At 71.6% G+C, this 19084-nt stretch carries 18 protein-coding genes and 1 riboswitch; of the genes, 15 read left to right on the plus strand and 3 right to left on the minus strand.

Annotated features, from left to right (window positions below):
* The first annotated feature begins 43 nt into the window (after positions 1-43).
* From ACFYM2_RS31010 to ACFYM2_RS31035, 6 genes are all read left to right on the plus strand, one after another.
* On the plus strand, positions 44-352 hold the full coding sequence (locus tag ACFYM2_RS31010; protein WP_003965949.1) for a DUF2469 domain-containing protein: 309 nt from the start codon (positions 44-46) through the stop codon (positions 350-352).
* A 238-nt stretch (positions 353-590) separates the two neighbouring features.
* On the plus strand, positions 591-968 hold the full coding sequence (locus ACFYM2_RS31015) for a YraN family protein (protein ID WP_359008387.1): 378 nt from the start codon (positions 591-593) through the stop codon (positions 966-968).
* A gap of 1 nt (position 969) precedes the next feature.
* The gene (locus tag ACFYM2_RS31020) at positions 970-2586 is read left to right on the plus strand and encodes a YifB family Mg chelatase-like AAA ATPase (protein ID WP_388840819.1); all 1617 of its coding nucleotides are present in this window, start codon (positions 970-972) and stop codon (positions 2584-2586) included.
* Positions 2583-3866: a DNA-processing protein DprA gene (gene dprA, locus ACFYM2_RS31025; RefSeq protein WP_388840822.1), complete on the plus strand. Its 1284-nt coding sequence runs from the start codon at positions 2583-2585 to the stop codon at positions 3864-3866. The genes ACFYM2_RS31020 and dprA overlap by 4 nt, the downstream gene beginning before the upstream one ends.
* Before the next feature lie 220 nt (positions 3867-4086).
* Positions 4087-4929: an RNA polymerase sigma factor WhiG gene (whiG, locus tag ACFYM2_RS31030; protein WP_359008399.1), complete on the plus strand. Its 843-nt coding sequence runs from the start codon at positions 4087-4089 to the stop codon at positions 4927-4929.
* A gap of 83 nt (positions 4930-5012) precedes the next feature.
* Positions 5013-5570: a helix-turn-helix domain-containing protein gene (locus ACFYM2_RS31035; RefSeq protein ID WP_359008401.1), complete on the plus strand. Its 558-nt coding sequence runs from the start codon at positions 5013-5015 to the stop codon at positions 5568-5570.
* 91 nt (positions 5571-5661) lie between these two features.
* Here the strand turns inward: ACFYM2_RS31035 and ACFYM2_RS31040 are convergent, their stop codons facing one another.
* Positions 5662-6153 (minus strand): M23 family metallopeptidase, encoded by a 492-nt coding sequence (locus tag ACFYM2_RS31040; protein WP_359008903.1) that lies wholly within the window; start codon positions 6151-6153, stop codon positions 5662-5664.
* Positions 6154-6444: 291 nt separating this feature from the next.
* Here ACFYM2_RS31040 and rpsB point away from each other — a divergent pair, with 291 nt between their 5' ends.
* The 9 genes from rpsB (at position 6445) to ACFYM2_RS31085 (ending at position 16572) form a co-directional block, all read left to right on the plus strand.
* Entirely contained in the window at positions 6445-7356 is a 912-nt protein-coding gene (gene rpsB / locus ACFYM2_RS31045) for a 30S ribosomal protein S2 (RefSeq protein ID WP_359008905.1), read from the plus strand.
* A gap of 121 nt (positions 7357-7477) precedes the next feature.
* Positions 7478-8314 (plus strand): translation elongation factor Ts, encoded by an 837-nt coding sequence (gene tsf / locus ACFYM2_RS31050; protein ID WP_359008907.1) that lies wholly within the window; start codon positions 7478-7480, stop codon positions 8312-8314.
* 160 nt (positions 8315-8474) lie between these two features.
* Positions 8475-9263 (plus strand): UMP kinase, encoded by a 789-nt coding sequence (gene pyrH / locus ACFYM2_RS31055; RefSeq protein ID WP_359008909.1) that lies wholly within the window; start codon positions 8475-8477, stop codon positions 9261-9263.
* A gap of 124 nt (positions 9264-9387) precedes the next feature.
* On the plus strand, positions 9388-9945 hold the full coding sequence (gene frr / locus ACFYM2_RS31060) for a ribosome recycling factor (RefSeq protein ID WP_114040441.1): 558 nt from the start codon (positions 9388-9390) through the stop codon (positions 9943-9945).
* Positions 9945-11054 carry a phosphatidate cytidylyltransferase gene (locus tag ACFYM2_RS31065; protein WP_388840825.1) on the plus strand — a complete coding sequence of 370 codons (1110 nt, stop codon included), beginning with the start codon at positions 9945-9947 and terminating at the stop codon, positions 11052-11054. The genes frr and ACFYM2_RS31065 overlap by 1 nt, the downstream gene beginning before the upstream one ends.
* 232 nt (positions 11055-11286) lie before the next feature.
* Positions 11287-12399, plus strand: a complete 1113-nt coding sequence (rlmN, locus tag ACFYM2_RS31070) for a 23S rRNA (adenine(2503)-C(2))-methyltransferase RlmN (protein WP_388840828.1) — start codon at positions 11287-11289, stop codon at positions 12397-12399.
* A 135-nt stretch (positions 12400-12534) separates the two neighbouring features.
* A riboswitch (TPP riboswitch) is annotated at positions 12535-12655 on the plus strand.
* A gap of 82 nt (positions 12656-12737) precedes the next feature.
* Positions 12738-13835 carry a thiamine ABC transporter substrate binding subunit gene (locus ACFYM2_RS31075; protein WP_388840831.1) on the plus strand — a complete coding sequence of 366 codons (1098 nt, stop codon included), beginning with the start codon at positions 12738-12740 and terminating at the stop codon, positions 13833-13835.
* A 77-nt stretch (positions 13836-13912) separates the two neighbouring features.
* Positions 13913-15526 carry an ABC transporter permease gene (locus ACFYM2_RS31080; protein WP_388840834.1) on the plus strand — a complete coding sequence of 538 codons (1614 nt, stop codon included), beginning with the start codon at positions 13913-13915 and terminating at the stop codon, positions 15524-15526.
* Positions 15526-16572, plus strand: a complete 1047-nt coding sequence (locus ACFYM2_RS31085) for an ABC transporter ATP-binding protein (RefSeq protein WP_388840837.1) — start codon at positions 15526-15528, stop codon at positions 16570-16572. The genes ACFYM2_RS31080 and ACFYM2_RS31085 overlap by 1 nt, the downstream gene beginning before the upstream one ends.
* Positions 16573-16650: 78 nt before the next feature.
* Here ACFYM2_RS31085 and ACFYM2_RS31090 read toward each other — a convergent pair whose 3' ends face one another.
* Both ACFYM2_RS31090 and ACFYM2_RS31095 read right to left on the minus strand, forming a co-directional pair.
* Entirely contained in the window at positions 16651-17556 is a 906-nt protein-coding gene (locus ACFYM2_RS31090) for a hypothetical protein (protein WP_359008920.1), read from the minus strand.
* 132 nt (positions 17557-17688) lie between these two features.
* Entirely contained in the window at positions 17689-18771 is a 1083-nt protein-coding gene (locus ACFYM2_RS31095; protein ID WP_388840844.1) for an LOG family protein, read from the minus strand.
* Between the last annotated feature and the right edge of the window lie 313 nt (positions 18772-19084).

The raw sequence follows: 19084 nt of genomic DNA on the forward strand, positions 1-19084 counted from the left end.
CTGACGCACAATAGGGGGACGCACGGCTGAAGGGGAACATGCCATGAGCGCCGAGGACCTCGAAAAGTACGAGACCGAGATGGAGCTGAAGCTCTACCGGGAGTACCGCGACGTCGTCGGTTTGTTCAAATACGTGATTGAGACCGAGCGGCGTTTCTACCTCACCAATGACTACGAGATGCAGGTGCACTCGGTGCAGGGCGAGGTGTTCTTCGAGGTGTCGATGGCGGACGCCTGGGTGTGGGACATGTACCGGCCGGCTCGATTCGTCAAGCAGGTACGGGTCCTCACGTTCAAGGACGTGAACATCGAAGAGCTCAACAAGAGTGATCTGGAGCTGCCGGGCGGCTGAAGCGGGGGCCGCCGGGGCTGAGGGGGAGGTCAGGGGGGTCGGGGGTCCAGGGGGTCGGGTCACCCGGGGAGCCGTCGCGGGGCTGGGGCCTCGCCGAGGGGCCGGGCGCTGTCGGGCGCCGCCGAGGGGCGGAAGGGCCCCCCTCGGGTGGCGGGGTTTTCCACAAGCGAGGGGTTATCCACCAAGATCCACCCGTTTCGGCGCGATGCGTGAGAGTCGGTGCCGGAGGTGGTTCCGGATGAACGCTCGCGGAGCACTTGGAAAATACGGCGAAGACCTGGCGGTACGGCTGCTCGAAGCCGCCGGAATGACGGTCGTGGCCCGCAACTGGCGGTGCGGCAGGACCGGCGAGATCGACATCGTCGCCCACGACGACACACGCCCCGGCGGGCCCACGCTCGTCATCTGCGAGGTCAAGACCCGCAGGACCGCCGCCTACGAACACCCCATGGCCGCCGTCACACCCGCCAAGGCCGACCGTCTCAAACGCCTCGCCGGCCACTGGCTCGCCGACCACGGAGGACCACCGCCCGGCGGCGTCCGCATCGACCTCGTCGGCGTCATCCTGCCCCGCAAGGGCGCCCCGCGTGCCGAACACGTGCGGGGGGTGGCCTGACATGGGATTCGCACGCACCTGCTCGGTCGCCCTGGTCGGCGTCGAAGGAGTCGTCGTCGAGGTCCAGGCCGACCTCGAACCCGGAGTCGCCGCCTTCACCCTGGTGGGGCTGCCCGACAAGAGCCTCGCGGAGAGCCGCGACCGGGTGCGGGCCGCAGTCGTCAACTCCGGTGACGCCTGGCCCCAGAAGAAACTCACCGTCGGGCTCAGCCCCGCATCCGTCCCCAAGAGCGGCGCCGGATTCGACCTCGCCATCGCCTGCGCGATCCTCGGCGGCGCAGAACGCATCGACCCCCGGGAACTGACCGACCTCGTCATGATCGGCGAGCTCGGCCTCGACGGACGCGTACGGCCCGTGCGGGGCATCCTGCCCGCCGTGCTCGCCGCCGCCGAAGCCGGCTACGAGCAAGTGGTCGTCCCCGAACAGACCGCCGCAGAGGCGAGCCTGGTCCCCGGCATCTCCGTCCTCGGCGTGCGCAGCCTGCGCCAACTCGTCGCCGTCCTCACCGACGAACCCGTACCCGAGGAAGAACCCGCCGACAGGAGCCGCCCCGACGCCATGCTCGCCGGGCTCGTCGTCCCCGGCGCCGGAGCCGGCACCGGCCTGACCGCCGGGCCGCGCGACGCGGACCTCGACCTCATCGACGTCGCGGGCCAGCACGCCGCCCGCGCCGCCCTCGAAATCGCCGCGGCGGGCGGCCACCACCTGCTGCTCTCCGGCCCGCCCGGAGCAGGCAAGACCATGCTCGCCGAACGACTGCCCGGCATCCTGCCGCCCCTGACCCGCCAGGAATCCCTCGAAGTCACCGCCGTCCATTCGGTCGCCGGAATCCTGCCGCCCGGCGAGCCCCTGGTACGCCGCGCCCCCTACTGCGCCCCGCACCACTCCGCCACCATGCAGTCCCTCGTCGGCGGCGGCAACGGCCTGCCGCGCCCCGGCGCCGTCTCCGTCGCCCACCGAGGAGTCCTCTTCCTGGACGAAGCCCCCGAATTCGCGGGCAAAGCCCTGGACGCGCTGCGCCAGCCCCTCGAATCGGGGCACGTCGTCATCGCGCGCAGCGCCGGCGTCATCCGGCTCCCCGCCCGCTTCCAGATGATCCTCGCCGCCAACCCGTGCCCCTGCGGACGGCACACCCTGCACGGAGCGGGCTGCGAATGCCCCGCCGCCATGATCCGCCGCTACCAGGCCCGGCTCTCCGGCCCCCTCCTGGACCGCGTCGACCTGCGCGTCGAAGTCGAACCCGTACGCCGCGAAGACCTCCTCGGCGGAGGCGGGCGGGGTGAGCCGAGCGCCGTCGTGGCCGAGCGCGTCCGCGCCGCCCGCGAACGCACCGCCGCCCGTTTGAGCGACACCCCCTGGAACAGCAACAGCGAAGTGCCGGGCCACGAACTGCGCACCCGCTGGCTCACCGCCCCCGGAGCCCTCACCGGCGCCGAACGCGACATGGAACGCGGCCTGCTCACCGCACGCGGCCTCGACCGGGTCCTGCGCGTCGCCTGGACCATCGCCGACCTCGCAGGGGACGACCGCCCCGACGCGGGCCACGTCGCCCTCGCCCTCGAACTGCGCACCGGCATCTCCCGAGGCGCACCCCTGCCAGTCGGGAGCACGCCATGAGCGCCGGTAACACCGCCGGCACAGCCGACACCGCCAACGCGGCCGACACCGCCAACGCGGCCGACAGCGTGAGCACGGCCGACGCCGCCAACGCCGTGAACGCGGCGGAGCGCCGTGCCGAACGCCTCGCCAGGGCTGCCCTGACCCGCGTCATCGAACCCGGCGACGAACGCGGCGGGCGCTGGCTGCGCGTCTACGGCGCCGCCGGCCTCCTGCGCCGCCTCACCCACCCCCGAGGACCCGAGGGCGACCCACCAGGCGCCAGCGCCGCCCGGCTCGAAAGCCACCGCCGCCGGGCCGCCCTCGCCGACCCCGAACGCGACCTGGCCACCGCGGAGGCGGCGGGCGCCAGATTCCTCATTCCGGGCGACGAGGAATGGCCGCGCCAACTCGACGACCTCGGCGACGCCCGGCCCGTCGGACTGTGGGTCCGAGGCCGCCCCGACCTGCGGATGTGGGCGCTGCGCTCCGTCGCCGTCGTCGGCGCGCGGGCCTGCACGCCCTACGGAGCCCACATGGGCGCCGTACTCGGCTCGGGCCTCGCCGAGAAGGGATGGGTCGTCGTGTCCGGCGCGGCCGCCGGCGTCGACGGAGCGGTACACCGAGGCGCACTCGCCGCGAGCGGCGCCACCATCGCCGTCCTCGCCTGCGGAGTCGACGTCGTCTACCCGCGCGGCCACGCCGAGTTGATCGGACGCATCGCCGAACAGGGCCTCCTTGTAGGCGAATTACCGCCCGGCGATCACCCGACGCCCAGCAGATTTGTGCTCCGCAACCGCGTCATCGCCGCGCTCACCCGGGGGACCGTCGTCGTGGAGGCCGAATACCGCAGCGGCTCGCTCGTCACCGCCCGCGCCGCGCAGAAGCTCGGACGCTTCACGATGGGCGTGCCGGGACCCGCCACCAGCGGGCTCTCGGCCGGCGTCCACGAACTCCTGCGCACAGACGCGGTCCTGGTCACCGACGCGGCGGAAATCGTCGAACTCGTGGGGGACATGGGTGACCTGGCGCCCGTGCGGCGCGGACCCGTCCTGCCGCGCGACCTCCTCGCGCCCGGCGCCGCCCAGGTGCTGGAAGCCCTCCCCTCACGGGGCTGCGCCGGCGTACGCGACCTCGCCAGAGAAGCGGGCACCAGCACCGACGAAGCCCTCAGCCGGCTCTATGAACTGCACTCCCTCGGATTCGTCGAACGAGACGGCGACGGCTGGAAGTTGACGCGCGGCGCCTTCGATACGGCGAGCGCGCGGCGAGGCGTTACCCGACCCGGCGCATTCGGGTGACAAGGTGAGTGGCGATGGCCGCCTCGGGCCACACACCTGCGCCTTTCGCGTGGGCGCGCGGCGCGCGACTCCCACCGGCGCCCGCGTCCCGAGCAGGGGCTGCGGCCGCGCCCGGTCCGGCGCCTTCGCACACCGCGACCGTGCAGTCACGCTACGCTCACGAGGCCCGACCGAAAACAGCCCCCGCCCCATGTCACAGCAGAACGGCTCAAGGCAACGCATGCCCCAGCACACCTCCGGGTCTGACCGCACGGCGGTGCCCCCCGCTGCCCGCGGCAGCGGCACCGTGCGGCCACCAGCGCCCTCGTCCCTCGACGAGCTGTGGCGGTCGTACAAGGCCACCGGCGACGAGCGGCTGCGCGAGCAGCTGATCCTGCACTACTCGCCCCTGGTGAAGTACGTCGCGGGACGGGTGAGCGTGGGCCTGCCGCCCAACGTCGAGCAGGCCGACTTCGTCTCCTCGGGAGTCTTCGGCCTCATCGACGCCATCGAGAAGTTCGACATCGAGCGGGCCATCAAGTTCGAGACGTACGCCATCACCCGTATTCGCGGTGCGATGATCGACGAACTGCGCGCCCTCGACTGGATCCCGCGCTCCGTGCGGCAGAAGGCACGCGCCGTGGAACGCGCCTACGCGACCCTCGAAGCCCAGCTCAGACGCACGCCCTCGGAGGCCGAAGTGGCCGCCGAGATGAGCATCGCGGTCGAGGAACTGCACGCGGTCTTCAGCCAGTTGTCCCTCGCCAACGTCGTGGCCCTGGAAGAACTGCTCCACGTCGGCGGGGAGAGCGGCGACCGGCTCAGCCTCATGGACACCCTCGAGGACACCTCCGCCGACGACCCTGTCGAAGTCGCCGAGGACCGCGAACTGCGCCGGCTGCTCGCCCGCGCCATCAATACGCTCCCCGAGCGCGAGAAGACCGTCGTGACGCTCTACTACTACGAAGGCCTCACGCTCGCCGAGATCGGCAACGTCCTGGGGGTCACCGAGAGCCGGGTCAGCCAGATCCACACCAAGTCCGTCCTGCAACTGAGGGCCAAACTGGCCGACGTCGGGCGATGAGGGACGCCGACGAATCGTCCCTGCCGACCGCCCCGGCGGCCCGGCCGTAAAGTGGAACAGTGCCCAGGATCCGAGCGGCCTCCGTGGCCGAGCACCGCACCATGCAGCGCGACGCCCTCCTTGACGCCGCCCGCTCCCTGCTGTCCGAAGGCGGGACGGAAGCGCTGACGTTTCCGGCCCTGGCCGAGCGCACGGGCCTCGCCCGCTCCTCCGTGTACGAGTACTTCCGCTCCCGCGCCGCGGTCGTCGAAGAACTCTGCGCCGCCGACTTCCCGCGCTGGGCCGCCGAGATCGAAGGGGCGATGGAGCGGGCCGAGACCCCGGTCGCCAAGGTCGAGGCGTACGTACGCCACCAGCTCGGCCTCGTCGGCGACCAGCGGCACCGCGCCGTCGTCGCCATCTCCGCCAGCGAGCTCGACGCCGGGGCCCGCGAAAAGATCCGGGCCGCGCACGGCGGCCTCATCGCCATGATCGTCGAAGCCCTCGCCGACCTGGGCCACGACCAGCCCCGCCTCGCCGCGGTCCTCCTCCAGGGCATCGTCGACGCCGCGGTCCGCCGCATCGAACAGAGCCCCACGGAACCCCCGTCCGAGATCGCGGACGCGGCGGTGGCCCTGGCCCTCAGAGGCGTCGAGCGCTAACCCCTCCCCGGGGGGCCTCCCCCCCCACCCCCCCACCCCCCACCCCCCCACCCCCCACCCCCTCCCCTCCCCCCACCCCCCCATCACCCCCTCACCCCGGCTCCCGAACCCCCACGACCGGCAGCAGCCGGGACGGCGCGGCGTTGTGTACGAGCAGCAGGGGGTCCAGGTAGGTGTGGCCTCTCAGGAGGCCCCAGTGCAGGCAGCCCGTTGGGCAGTGCGAGGGGGCCTCGGTCGTGGTGGCCACCACTTGGCCGGCGGTGACCTCGGCGCCCTGGGGGACCAGGGGGCGTACCGGTTCGTAGGTGGTTCTCAGCGGTGTTCCGTCCGGTGGGGGCGCCGCTGGGGGCGCTGTGCCGGAGAGGGTGATGGTGAGGACTCCCTGTCCCGCCACTTCGCCCGCGAAGGTGACTCGGCCTGGGGCGGAGGCTCTGACGGGGGTGCCCGGGGGCGCGGCCAGGTCGATGCCTCGGTGGCCGGGGCCGTAGGGGGTGGTGGGCGGGGCCCAGGGGTGGACGACGGTGGGCGGGACCACCGGCCAGCCGGCGGCCGTGAGGGCCAGGGTGAGGAGTGCTCGGTACATGGGTCCAGGGTCCCGGTGGGGCGGCGTGGGTGGGGATCTTGGTGGCGATCTGTGGAGTACTGGGCGGTTGTGGACAACGCCGTCACCCGGCACTGTGCGGGTCCCGTACACTTCTTGTGGCGATCCGGGTCACCGGATCGACTTCGCACGCCCCGCCGGCGGTCTCACCACCATCGCCGGCCGCGCCACTCGGTCCTCATCCGTACAGGGTTCAGGGCACGGCGCACGGGGGCGTCAGGCGCGGCAGCCGACCGGCGGCCGCGATAACCGAGTATCTCAAGGAGTACGGCCATGGCCGTCGTCACGATGCGGGAGCTGCTGGAAAGCGGCGTCCACTTCGGTCACCAGACCCGTCGTTGGAACCCGAAGATGAAGCGCTTCATCTTCACGGAGCGCAACGGCATCTACATCATCGACCTGCTCCAGTCGCTGTCGTACATCGACCGCGCCTACGAGTTCGTCAAGGAGACCGTCGCGCACGGCGGCTCCATCATGTTCGTCGGCACCAAGAAGCAGGCGCAGGAAGCGATCGCCGAGCAGGCGACGCGCGTGGGCATGCCCTACGTCAACCAGCGCTGGCTCGGCGGCATGCTGACCAACTTCTCCACCGTCTACAAGCGTCTGCAGCGCCTCAAGGAGCTCGAGCAGATCGACTTCGAGGACGTCGCGGCTTCGGGTCTCACCAAGAAGGAGCTCCTGGTCCTCTCGCGCGAGAAGGCCAAGCTGGAGAAGACCCTCGGTGGTATCCGCGAGATGTCGAAGGTTCCCAGCGCCGTCTGGATCGTCGACACCAAGAAGGAGCACATCGCCGTCGGTGAGGCGCGCAAGCTCCACATCCCCGTCGTCGCGATCCTCGACACGAACTGCGACCCTGACGAGGTCGACTACAAGATCCCGGGCAACGACGACGCGATCCGTTCCGTCACCCTGCTCACCCGCGTGATCGCCGACGCCGTCGCCGAGGGCCTCATCGCCCGTTCCGGCCAGGCCACGGGCGACTCGAAGCCGGGCGAGAAGGCGGCCGGCGAGCCGCTCGCCGAGTGGGAGCGCGACCTGCTCGAGGGTGACAAGAAGGCCGACGAGACCGAGGCGCCCGCCGCCGACGCCGCTCCGGCCGCCGAGGCCGAGAAGCCGGCTGAGGCCGCTGAGGCTCCGGCCGCCGAGGCCACCGAGGCTCCGGCCGCGGACGCCGAGCAGGCCTGACCCTTCACCGGGACCCACAGGTTCGGTAGTTGACGGCGGGGGCCACAAGCCCCCGCCGTCGACCCGTAGCCCCGCAGATCTTCGTAGATCTTTCTAGACTCCGAGAGAGAAACACAGACTCATGGCGAACTACACCGCCGCTGACGTCAAGAAGCTCCGTGAGCTCACCGGCGCCGGCATGATGGACTGCAAGAAGGCCCTGGACGAGGCCGACGGCAACGTCGACAAGGCCGTCGAGGCCCTGCGCATCAAGGGCCAGAAGGGCGTCGCCAAGCGCGAGGGCCGCTCTGCCGAGAACGGCGCCGTCGTCTCCCTCATCTCCGAGGACAAGACCTCGGGCGTCCTGGTCGAGCTGAAGTGCGAGACGGACTTCGTCGCCAAGGGTGACAAGTTCCAGGCCGTCGCCGCCAAGCTGGCCGAGCACGTCGCCGCCACCTCCCCGGCCGACATCGCCGCCCTGCTCGCCTCCGAGATCGAGGCCGGCAAGACCGTCCAGGCGTTCGTGGACGAGGCCAACGCCAACCTCGGCGAGAAGATCGTCCTGGACCGCTTCGCGCAGTTCACGGGTGGCTTCGTGGCCGCGTACATGCACCGCACCATGCCTGACCTGCCGCCGCAGATCGGTGTTCTTGTCGAGCTCGACAAGGAGAACGCCGAGATCGCCAAGGGCGTCGCGCAGCACATCGCCGCCTTCGCGCCGAAGTACCTCACCCGTGAGGACGTTCCGGCCGAGGTCGTCGAGACCGAGCGTCGTGTCGCCGAGGAGACCACCCGCGCCGAGGGCAAGCCCGAGGCCGCGCTCCCGAAGATCGTCGAGGGTCGCGTCAACGGCTTCTTCAAGGACGCCACGCTGCTTGGCCAGCCGTACGCGCTGGACAACAAGAAGTCCGTCGAGCAGGTGCTGAAGGAGGCCGGTGTCACCCTGAAGCGCTTCTCGCGCATCAAGGTCGGCATCTGAGTCGGTTCGGCGTTCGACACTGGACCCCGCTAGGGTCTGAGGCAGTCGTCGGCCGCACACGCGACGGACGACCGCAGATCTGACGAGGAGGCCATTGCCGCTAGGGACCACGAGTACCCACCGGCAATGGCCTTCTTCGTATGTGCACGAGGAGATCCCCATGAGTAAGGGCGCGGACACCGCCACAGCCGATCACTCGGCCGACCACAAGCGCGATGACGGCAAGGTGGCCGGGCGCTTCATGCTGAAGCTTTCCGGCGAGGCGTTCGCCGGCGGCGGGGGGCTCGGAGTCGACCCCGACGTCGTGCACAACATCGCCCGCGAGATCGCCGCCGTCGTCCGTGACGGCGCGCAGATCGCCGTCGTCATCGGCGGCGGCAACTTCTTCCGGGGCGCCGAGCTCCAGCAGCGCGGCATGGACCGGGCCCGCTCGGACTACATGGGCATGCTCGGGACGGTCATGAACTGCCTGGCCCTCCAGGACTTCCTGGAGAAGGAGGGCATCGACTCGCGCGTCCAGACCGCCATCACGATGGGCCAGGTCGCCGAGCCGTACATCCCGCTGCGCGCCGTGCGCCACCTGGAGAAGGGGCGCGTCGTGATCTTCGGCGCGGGCATGGGCATGCCGTACTTCTCCACCGACACCACCGCCGCCCAGCGGGCCCTGGAGATCGACGCCGAGGCCATGCTGATGGGCAAGAACGGCGTGGACGGGGTCTACGACTCCGACCCCCGGCTCAACACCGACGCGGTGAAGTTCGACGCCCTTGAGTACGGCGAGGTCATCACCCGGGACCTGAAGGTCGCGGACATGACCGCGATCACCCTGTGCCGCGACAACAACCTCCCGATCCTCGTCTTCGAGCTCCTTACGGCCGGAAACATCGCCCGCGCCGTCAAGGGTGAGAAGATCGGCACGCTCGTGAGCGACCAGGGCACCCGGGCCTGACCGGGGGATGGACAATCCCCTGCCGGTCGGACACCGTGCAGGGAAAGACGCTGGTTATCCAGGGCCCGACGGCTCAGGTCGCCCTGAGCACTCCCGGCCCACCCAAGACATGCAGGAGCAAGTGGTGATCGAAGAAACCCTCCTCGAGGCCGAGGAGAAGATGGAGAAGGCCGTCGTGGTGGCCAAGGAGGACTTCGCCGCGATCCGCACCGGCCGTGCGCACCCGGCGATGTTCAACAAGATCGTGGCCGACTACTACGGCGCGCTGACGCCGATCAACCAGCTGGCCTCCTTCTCGGTGCCGGAGCCGCGCATGGCGGTGGTGACCCCGTTCGACAAGAGCGCGCTGCGCAACATCGAGCAGGCGATCCGCGACTCCGACCTGGGCGTCAACCCCAGCAACGACGGCAGCATCATCCGCGTGAACTTCCCCGAGCTCACCGAGGAGCGCCGCCGCGACTACATCAAGGTCGCGCGCACCAAGGCCGAGGACTCCAAGGTGTCGATCCGCGCCGTGCGCCGCAAGGCCAAGGACGCCCTCGACAAGCTCGTCAAGGACAAGGAGTCCGGCGAGGACGAGGTCCGCCGTGCGGAGAAGGAGCTCGACGACACCACCGCCAAGTACGTGGCGCAGGTCGACGAGCTGCTCAAGCACAAGGAAGCAGAGCTGCTAGAGGTCTGATGAACGACTCTTCCTGGGGGGCTCCGCCGAGACCCGCGTACTGGGGAACCCCCGAGGGGCCTTCCCAGGGGGCGTTCGCGGCGGGGCCCGCATACGATGCGTATGACGCCCCGCCCGTGGCGAGGACGCAGCCGATGCCCGTCGTGTCCGACGCGGGCGAACACGCCGAAGACCGCGACGAACGTGAGCAGGGGGCCGCTTTGACGGGCGGCCCTCTGTTCCGCGACGAGACGCCGCAGGAGCCCATGGCAAGCACCCCGCCCATGCCGCCCGTGCCCGCGCAGCCCGAGAAGAAGCGGGCCGGCCGCGATCTGCGGTCCGCGATAGGGGTCGGCGTCGCGCTCGGTGCGGTGATCATCGCCTCGCTGTTCGTGGTGAAGGCGGTCTTCGTCGGGGTCATCGCGGTCGCCGTCGTCGTGGGCCTGTGGGAGCTCACCAGCCGCCTGGAAGAGCGCAAGCAGATCAAGGCGCCGCTGGTCCCGCTCGCGGTGGGCGGCGCGGCGATGGTGATCGCCGGGTACGTCAGCGGCGCCGAGGGCGCGTGGGTGGCGATGGCGCTCACCTCGCTGGCGGTGCTCGTGTGGCGGATGACCGAGCCGCCCGAGAACTATCTGCGGGACGTCACCGCCGGCGTCTTCGCCGCGTTCTACGTGCCGTTCCTCGCCACGTTCGTCGCGATGCTGCTCACCGCCGACGACGGTCCCTGGCGGGTCCTGACGTTCCTGCTGCTGACCGTGGTCAGCGACACCGGCGCGTACGCGATCGGCTGGCGCTTCGGCAAGCACAAGCTCGCGCCGCGCATCAGCCCCGGCAAGACCCGCGAGGGCCTGTTCGGGGCGGTGTCGTTCGCCATGGTCGCGGGCGCGCTGTGCATGCGGTTCCTCATCGACGACGGCACGTGGTGGCAGGGCCTGCTGCTCGGCCTCGCGGTCGCCGCGAGCGCCACGCTGGGCGACCTCGGCGAGTCGATGATCAAGCGTGATCTCGGCATCAAGGACATGGGCACCCTGCTCCCCGGCCATGGCGGCATCATGGACCGCCTGGACTCCCTGCTGCCGACCGCCCCGGTGGTGTGGCTGCTGCTCGCGGTGTTCGTGGGCACGGGGTGACCTGGCGGGCGCGGTGCCGCTCGGCGGGAGCCGGGCGCCGATTCGGGCTCGGTACGGGCCGGGCGGGCTCCGGTTACTCTTGAAGGGCGCGTCGCTAGCGAGCGACGCGCCCTTTTCGGCCCCGCGTCTGCGGGGGTGATCCAGTGAGGTCTCCTGGCTTCGGCACCGTATCGTCGCCTGCTCCGCGCCCAGCGGGGATCGCCGGCCTCGTCGTACTGAGGAGTTACCGCTCATGGCACGCCCCGTCCCGGGAGAACTCACCTTCACCGCGCCCCGCGGAGCGAAGCAGCCGCCGCGGCACCTCGCCGACCTCTCGCCCGCCGAGCGCAAGGATGCCGTCGCCGCGATCGGCGAGAAGCCCTTCCGCGCCAAGCAGCTCTCGCAGCACTACTTCGCGCGCTACGCCCACGACCCGGCCGAGTGGACCGACATCCCGCTCGCCGCGCGCGGCCGGCTCCAGGAGGAGCTGCTGCCCGATCTGATGTCGGTCGTCCGGCACATCTCCTGCGACGAGGACACCACCCGCAAGACGCTGTGGAAGCTGCACGACGGCACGCTCGTCGAGTCCGTCCTGATGCGCTACCCGGACCGGGTGACCATGTGCATCTCCTCGCAGGCCGGCTGCGGCATGAACTGCCCGTTCTGCGCCACCGGCCAGGCGGGCCTCGACCGCAACCTCTCGACCGCCGAGATCGTGCACCAGATCGTCGACGGCATGCGCGCCCTGCGCGACGGCGAGGTGCCGGGCGGCCCGGCGCGCCTGTCCAACATCGTCTTCATGGGCATGGGCGAGCCGCTGGCCAACTACAAGCGGGTCGTCGGCGCGATCCGCCGCCTCACCGACCCCGAGCCCGACGGCCTCGGCCTGTCCCAGCGCGGCATCACCGTCTCGACCGTGGGCCTGGTTCCCGCCATGCACCGCTTCGCCGACGAGGGCTTCAAGTGCCGGCTCGCGGTGAGCCTGCACGCCCCCGACGACGAACTGCGCGACACCCTCGTCCCGGTCAACACCCGCTGGAAGGTCCGCGAGGTCCTGGACGCGGCGTGGGAGTACGCCGAGAAGTCCGGGCGCCGCATCTCCATCGAGTACGCCCTGATCCGCGACATCAACGACCAGGCGTGGCGGGGCGATCTGCTCGGCCGGCTCCTCAAGGGCAAGCGCGTACACGTCAACCTCATCCCGCTGAACCCGACGCCGGGCTCCAAGTGGACGGCCTCGCGGCCCGAGGACGAGAAGGCGTTCGTCGAGGCCATCGCGGCCCACGGGGTGCCTGTGACGGTGCGTGACACCCGGGGTCAGGAGATCGACGGAGCCTGCGGTCAGCTGGCGGCTTCCGAGCGGTAGCCGCAGCGGGGCCGGGGCGCGTGCCGGGGCGCGCGTCGGAGCCTGTGCCGGGGGTGTGCCGGGGCCGTCGTCCGAACGGCGAAACGGCCCGGGCCGCGCCGAGAGGCCCCGTGTAACCTGGCGGGAAACATCTGCATATTCCGACAGGGGAGCGCCACAGCGCTGAGAGTGCGGTACCCATCACTGGGACACGGACCGCAGACCCTCTGAACCTTGCCCCGGTCATGCGGGGTAGGAAGTTCGGCGATTACTCAAGCTGTTGCGCCCTGCCCGCACGACCTCGCGTCGTGCGGGCAGGGCCGCGTCTCTTCCTGGTCATCTCCAGGAGGAATGAAGAAATGCGCAGTACCAAGAGGCTCGCGGCCGCGTCGCTCGCCGCCGCCCTCGGACTCGCCACGCTCGCGGCCTGCGGCGGCTCGGACGGCAAGAAGGCGTCCGGCACGAGCGGATCCGGCGGCAAGACCGTCACCCTGGTCAGCCACGACTCCTTCGCCGCATCCGACCCGGTGCTCAAGGCGTTCACCGCCCAGAGCGGCTACACCGTCAAGGTGCTCAAGAGCGGGGACGCCGGCGCCGCCCTCAACCAGGAGATCCTGACCAAGGGCTCCCCGCGCGGCGACGTGTTCTTCGGCGTCGACAACACCCTGCTCTCGCGCGCCCTGGACAACGGCATCTTCACCCCGTACGAGGCCAAGGGCCTGGACCGGGTGCCCGCCGAGGACCAGCTCGACAAGGACAAGCACCGGGTCACGCCCATCGACACCGGCGACATCTGCGTCAACTACGACAAGAAGTACTTCGCGGACAAGAAGCTCAGCCCCCCGCAGTCCTTCGACGACCTGATCAAGCCCGAGTACAAGAACCTCCTCGTCACGGAGAACGTCGCGACGTCCTCGCCCGGGCTCGGCTTCCTGCTCGGCTCCGTCGCCGCGTACGGGGACGCGGGCTGGCAGGACTACTGGAAGAAGCTGAAGGCCAACGGCGTCAAGGTCGACGACGGCTGGGAGCAGGCCTACAACACCGACTTCTCCGGCTCGGCCGGCGGCAAGAAGGCCAAGGGCGACCGCCCGCTCGTCGTCTCCTACGCATCGAGCCCGCCCGCCGAGGTCATCTACGCCGACCCCAAGCCCGCCGAGGCCCCCACCGGCGTCGCCACCGGCACGTGCTTTCGCCAGATCGAGTTCGCCGGACTGCTCAAGGGCGCCAAGAACGAAGCCGGCGGCAAGGCGCTCCTGGACTTCTTGATCTCCAAGAAGTTCCAGCAGGACATGCCGCTCCAGATGTTCGTGGACCCGGTCGCCAAGGACGCCTCGGTGCCGCCGGAGTTCACCCGGTTCGGCGCCAAGATCACGAACTCGGCGACCGTGGCCCCCGACAGGATCGCCAAGAACCGTGACCAGTGGGTCAAGTCGTGGTCCTCGCTCGTCCTGAAGTAGACCGCCAGGCGGACCGGCCGCCCCAAAAGCAGGGGCGGCGCGGCGCCGTGCGACGGGGCGCGGCGCGGTTCGCGCTCATGGCCGTGCCGCTCGCGTTCTTCGCGCTGTTCTTCGCCTGGCCCGTGGCCGCCATCGTCGGCCGGGGGCTCCGGGCGGACGGCGCCTGGCAGTTCGGCCGGCTCACCCAGGTCCTCGGCGACCCGGACATCACCCACGTCCTGTGGTTCACCACCTGGCAGGCGCTCGCCTCCACCGCGCTCACCCTCGTGATCGCCCTGCCCGGCGCCTACGTCTTCGCCCGCCTCGACTTCCCCGGCAAGCAGCTCCTGCGGGCCGTGGTCACCGTGCCCTTCGTGCTGCCGACCGTCGTCGTGGGCACCGCGTTCCTCGCGCTGCTCGGCCGGGGCGGGCTGCTCGACCAGCTGTGGGGGGTGCGCCTTGACACCACGGTGTGGGCGATCCTGCTCGCCCACGTCTTCTTCAACTACGCGGTGGTCGTACGCACCGTGGGGGGCCTGTGGTCCCAGCTCGACCCGCGTCAGGAAGAAGCCGCACGCGTGCTCGGCGCCTCCCGGTGGACGGCCTGGCGCACCGTCACGCTCCCCGCGCTCGGCCCCGCCGTCGCCGCGGCCGCCCTCATGGTCTTCCTCTTCACCTTCACCTCCTTCGGTGTCGTGCAGATCCTCGGCGGCCCGACCTTCTCCACCCTCGAAGTGGAGATCTACCGCCAGACCGCCGAACTCCTCGACCTGCCGACCGCCGCCGTCCTGACCATCACGCAGTTCGTCGCGGTCGGCGCGGTCCTGGCCGTGCACGCCTACGCGGTGCGCCGCCGCGAGAGCACCCTGAAACTGGTCGATCCCGCCCACACGGCCCGCCGCCCGCGCGGCGCCGCGCAGCGGACCCTGCTCGCCTCGGTCCTCGCGGTCGTGGCCCTGCTGATCCTGCTGCCCGTCGGCGTCCTGATCGAGCGCTCCCTCGACACCCCGGACGGCTACGGATTCGGCTACTACCGCGCGCTCCAGGACGCCGGGGACAACGGAAGCTTCCTCGTGGCGCCCATCGAGGCGATCGGGAACTCCCTCCAGTACGCCCTCGCCGCCACCGCGATCGCGCTGGTCGTCGGCGGCCTCGCGGCAGCGGCCCTGGCCCGGCGCGGCAGCGGCCGCCTCATGCGGGGCTTCGACGCGCTGCTCATGCTGCCGCTCGGCGTCTCGGCCGTGACCGTCGGCTTCGGCTTCCTGATCACCCTGGACGAGCCGCCGCTGGACCTCAGGGCCTCCTGGATCCTGGTGCCGCTCGCCCAGGCCCTTGTCGGCACGCCCTTCGTCGTACGGATCATGCTGCCGGTGCTGCGCGCGGTGGACCAGCGCCTGCGCGAGGCGGCGGCCGTGCTCGGCGCCTCCCCGCTGCGGGTCTGGCGCGAAGTGGACCTGCCGCTGGTGCGCAGGGCGCTCCTGGTGGCGGCCGGCTTCGCGTTCGCGGTCTCGCTCGGCGAGTTCGGGGCGACCGTCTTCATCGCCCGGCCCGACCACCCGACGCTGCCCGTCGCGGTGGCCCGCCTGCTCGGCCGGGCCGGCGACCTCAACTACGGCCAGGCGATGGCCCTCAGCACGATTTTGATGGTGGTGTGCGCGGTGGCGCTGCTCGTCCTGGAACGCCTGCGGACCGACCGGAGCGGGGAGCTGTGATGCTGAGGCTCGACGGTGTGAGCGTACGGTTCAAACAGCGCGCCGCGCTCGACGGGGTCGACCTGGAGGTCGCCGAGCACGAGACGGTGTGCCTGCTCGGGCCCAGCGGCAGCGGCAAGTCGACCCTGCTGCGGGTCGTGGCGGGCCTCCAACGCCCCGACAGCGGACGGGTGTTGCTCGCCGGCGCCGACCAGGCCGGGGTGCCCACGCACCGACGCGGGCTCGGCCTGATGTTCCAGGACCACCAGCTCTTCCCGCAGCGCGACGTCGCAGGCAACGTGGCGTTCGGGCTGCGCATGCGGGGCGCCTCGCGCGGCGAACAGGCGCGCAGGGTCGGGGAGTTGCTGGAGCTGGTGGGGCTCCCGGACGCCGGGAAGCGGGCGGTGGCGGCGCTGTCCGGCGGTGAGCAGCAGCGCGTCGCGCTCGCCCGCGCGCTCGCGCCCTCGCCCCGGCTGCTCATGCTGGACGAGCCGCTCGGCCAGCTCGACCGCACTCTGCGCGAACGTCTGGTGCTCGAACTGCGCGCCCTGTTCGGTCAGTTGGGCACCACCGTGCTGGCCGTCACGCACGACCAGGGCGAGGCGTTCGCGCTGGCCGACCGGGTGGTGGTGATGCGGGACGGCCGTGTCGCGCAGAGCGGGACGCCCCTTGAGGTCTGGCGGCGCCCGGCCTGCGCGTTCGTGGCGCGCTTCCTCGGCTTCGAGAACGTGGTCGAGGCGAGCGTGACGGGCGAGGTGGCCGACACGCCCTGGGGCAAGATCCCGGTGCCGCCGGGCTCCCCGCAGGGGCAGACCCAGGTGCTGGTGCGGCCGGCGGGCGTGCGGATCGTGGGGGAGCGGGAGGGGCCGGCGTGCGAGGTCGTGGCGCGGACCTTCCGCGGCAGCCACGTGGTGCTGCGGCTGCGGCCCGGGAGCGGCCCGGTCCTGGAGGCGCAGTGCGAACCGGGGTCCGCGCCGGAAGTTGGGGCGCGGGTGGGGGTCGCCTTCGCGGCGCCGGAGGTGGTCGTCCTGGACAGCGAGCCCGACTCCGGCGCGCCAGGTGCGTAAGCGTGGAGTGACCGGGGCGGCGTGACGCGCGCGTGGTCCCCGCGCCCCTCGGCGGACCGGGGCCCGGCGGCGGGCGGCTCAGGCCACCGGGGTGAGTTCCTGAGCCGGCTCCTGCGACCCGTGCGCGCCGGGGGAGCCGAACCACGCCACCGCCACCGCCCCGGCCACCGCGAGGACGAAGCCGAGGACGGCCATCCAGGCGAGGCCCGCCCGCGACGCGTCGCCGAGCCACGCCACACCGATCGCCCCCGGCAGCACCGTCTCGCCCACCACGAGCGCCGCCGTCGCGCCGTTCACCGAGCCGATCTGAAGCGCCACCGTGTGCAGATACATGCCGCCGATCCCGGCGACCCCGATCGCGTAGAGCGCCGGGTCGGCGAGCAGGGCCCCGGCGTCGAACGGGTCGATGCCGTTCAGGACGCGTACGCCCACCCCCAGCGCGCCGAATCCGAGCCCCGACAGAAGGCCCGCCCAGATCGCGGCGCGCGCGCCGAGGAGGCGTACGGCCACCGTGCCCCCGGCCATCAGGACGAGCGAGACGGCGAGGAGCCACCAGTGCGTGCTCACCGCCGTGTGGCCGCTGCCCTCATGGCCGGCCGCCGAGGCGAGCAGCACCAGCGCGGCGCAGACCACCCCGATCGACGTCCACTCCGCGCGGCTGAGGCGGATGCCAAGGAGCTTGACGCTGAGCACCGCCGTGATGACCAGGTTGGCGCTGATCACCGTCTGGGACAGGAAGAGCGGCAGCAGACGTGCCGCCAGCGCGCCGAGCCCGAACCCGACGAAGTCGAGAACGGTGCCGACGACGAACTCCCACGTCATGGCGGCCTTCGCGGTGGAGGAGAGGCTGGGGCCGCCGTGCTGGGTCCGGTCGCTCGCGGCCTCCTCGCGGCCGGCGGCGCGGCGCGATCCGACGGCTTGCAGGACCGAACCCGTGCCGTAACAGACCGAGGCGGCGATGGCGGTCAGCAGACCGAGCAGCACGGGTGACTCCGTTCATGGCGGGGGCAACCGGTTCGCCCCACTCCGCTTTACCAGACGTTTACCGCCCTTTGGGAGTTGCCTGACGGCCCGAATCTTTTGCGCCGCGCCAGCGCCTGGCGTACCGCGTGAGCGCTATCGGGACAGGCGGGCCAGGGCGTCCGGGGCGTCGGCGACGGAGTCGACCAGGGCGATCCGGGCCGCCATCGGGCGCTCCTCGGCCAGCGCCTGAAGCAGCGGCCAGGCCGGGAACCGCTCCGTCCAGTGCGCCCGGTCCACCAGCACCATCGGCGTCGGGGTGCCCCGCGACTCGTAGTAGTTCGGCGTCGCGTTGTCGAAGATCTCCTGTACGGTGCCGGCCGCACCCGGCAGGAAGACGACGCCCGCGTTGGAGCGGGCGAGCAGGCCGTCCTCGCGGGTGGCGTTGGCGAAGTACTTGGCGATGGCGTTCGCGAACGCGTTCGGCGGCTCGTGACCGTAGAACCAGGTGGGAATGCCGACGGAGGTACCGCCGCGCGGCCACTTCGTACGCACCTCGAAGGCGGCGCGGGCCCAGGCGGACACGGACGGCCTGAACGAGGGCTCGGCGGCGAGGAGTTGGAGGGCGGAGTCCAGCATCGCGTCGTCGAAGGGCGCCGCGTACGCGCCGAGGTTCGCGGCCTCCATGGCGCCGGGGCCGCCGCCCGTCGCCACGGTGAACCCCTCACGGGCCAGGGTGCGGCCGAGCACCGCGGCGCCCCGGTACTCCCGCGTGCCCCGGGCCATCGCGTGGCCGCCCATCACGCCCACCACGCGCGCCCCGACGAGCTGTTCGTCCAGCGCGTCGGAGACGGCGTCGTCATGGATGGAGCGCAGCATCGAGGAGAAGATGTCGCCGTCCGACTTCGTCTGCTGGAACCAGGCGTACGACCGGGCGTCCGGGGTGTGCTCGTAGCCCGCCGCGAGCCCTTCGAAGAGCTCGGCGGGGGAGTAGAGCGTGCCCCGGTAGGGGGCGAAGGGCAGGTGCGGGACGGGCGGGAAGACGAGGGCGCCGTCGGCCCTGATCTTGGCGGCCGCGTCCGGCTCCATGAGGCAGCCGAGGAAGACGGCGCCGGCGGTGTCGACGGCGAGCAGGGCGGGGGTGCGGGCCGTGAGGTCGACGGACTGTATGCGGAAGCCGGCGAGGCCGTGGCCGTGGTGCGCGGTGAGCGCCGCGTCGAACTCGGCGAGGGATTCGATCTCGGTGTCGCGGCCCGGGTTGCCCGCGTGGTCGGGGTGGGCTGTGGGGAGCGGGGTTTCGTCTGTGTCCGGCACGGCGGCCATGCTAGGCGCTGCGCTGAGCTGGGCGGGATTCGGGGGCGGGGGGTGGATGCGTCCGCGCGTCCGCGCACCCGGTAGGGGCCCGCACCGCGTCGGCCTCCCGCGCTCGCGCAGTTCCCCGCGCCCCTGGGTGCTCGGTGCTGGCCCACCCGGCATACCTCAGCCCGTCATGGGGGTCCCCCCTGGCCCTTAAGGCCTTGGGGGAGATTGAGGACGAGCGCCCTTCAGGCGC

It is taken from the genome of Streptomyces sp. NPDC006711, assembly GCF_042869775.1.
Classification (GTDB): Bacteria; Actinomycetota; Actinomycetes; order Streptomycetales; family Streptomycetaceae; genus Streptomyces.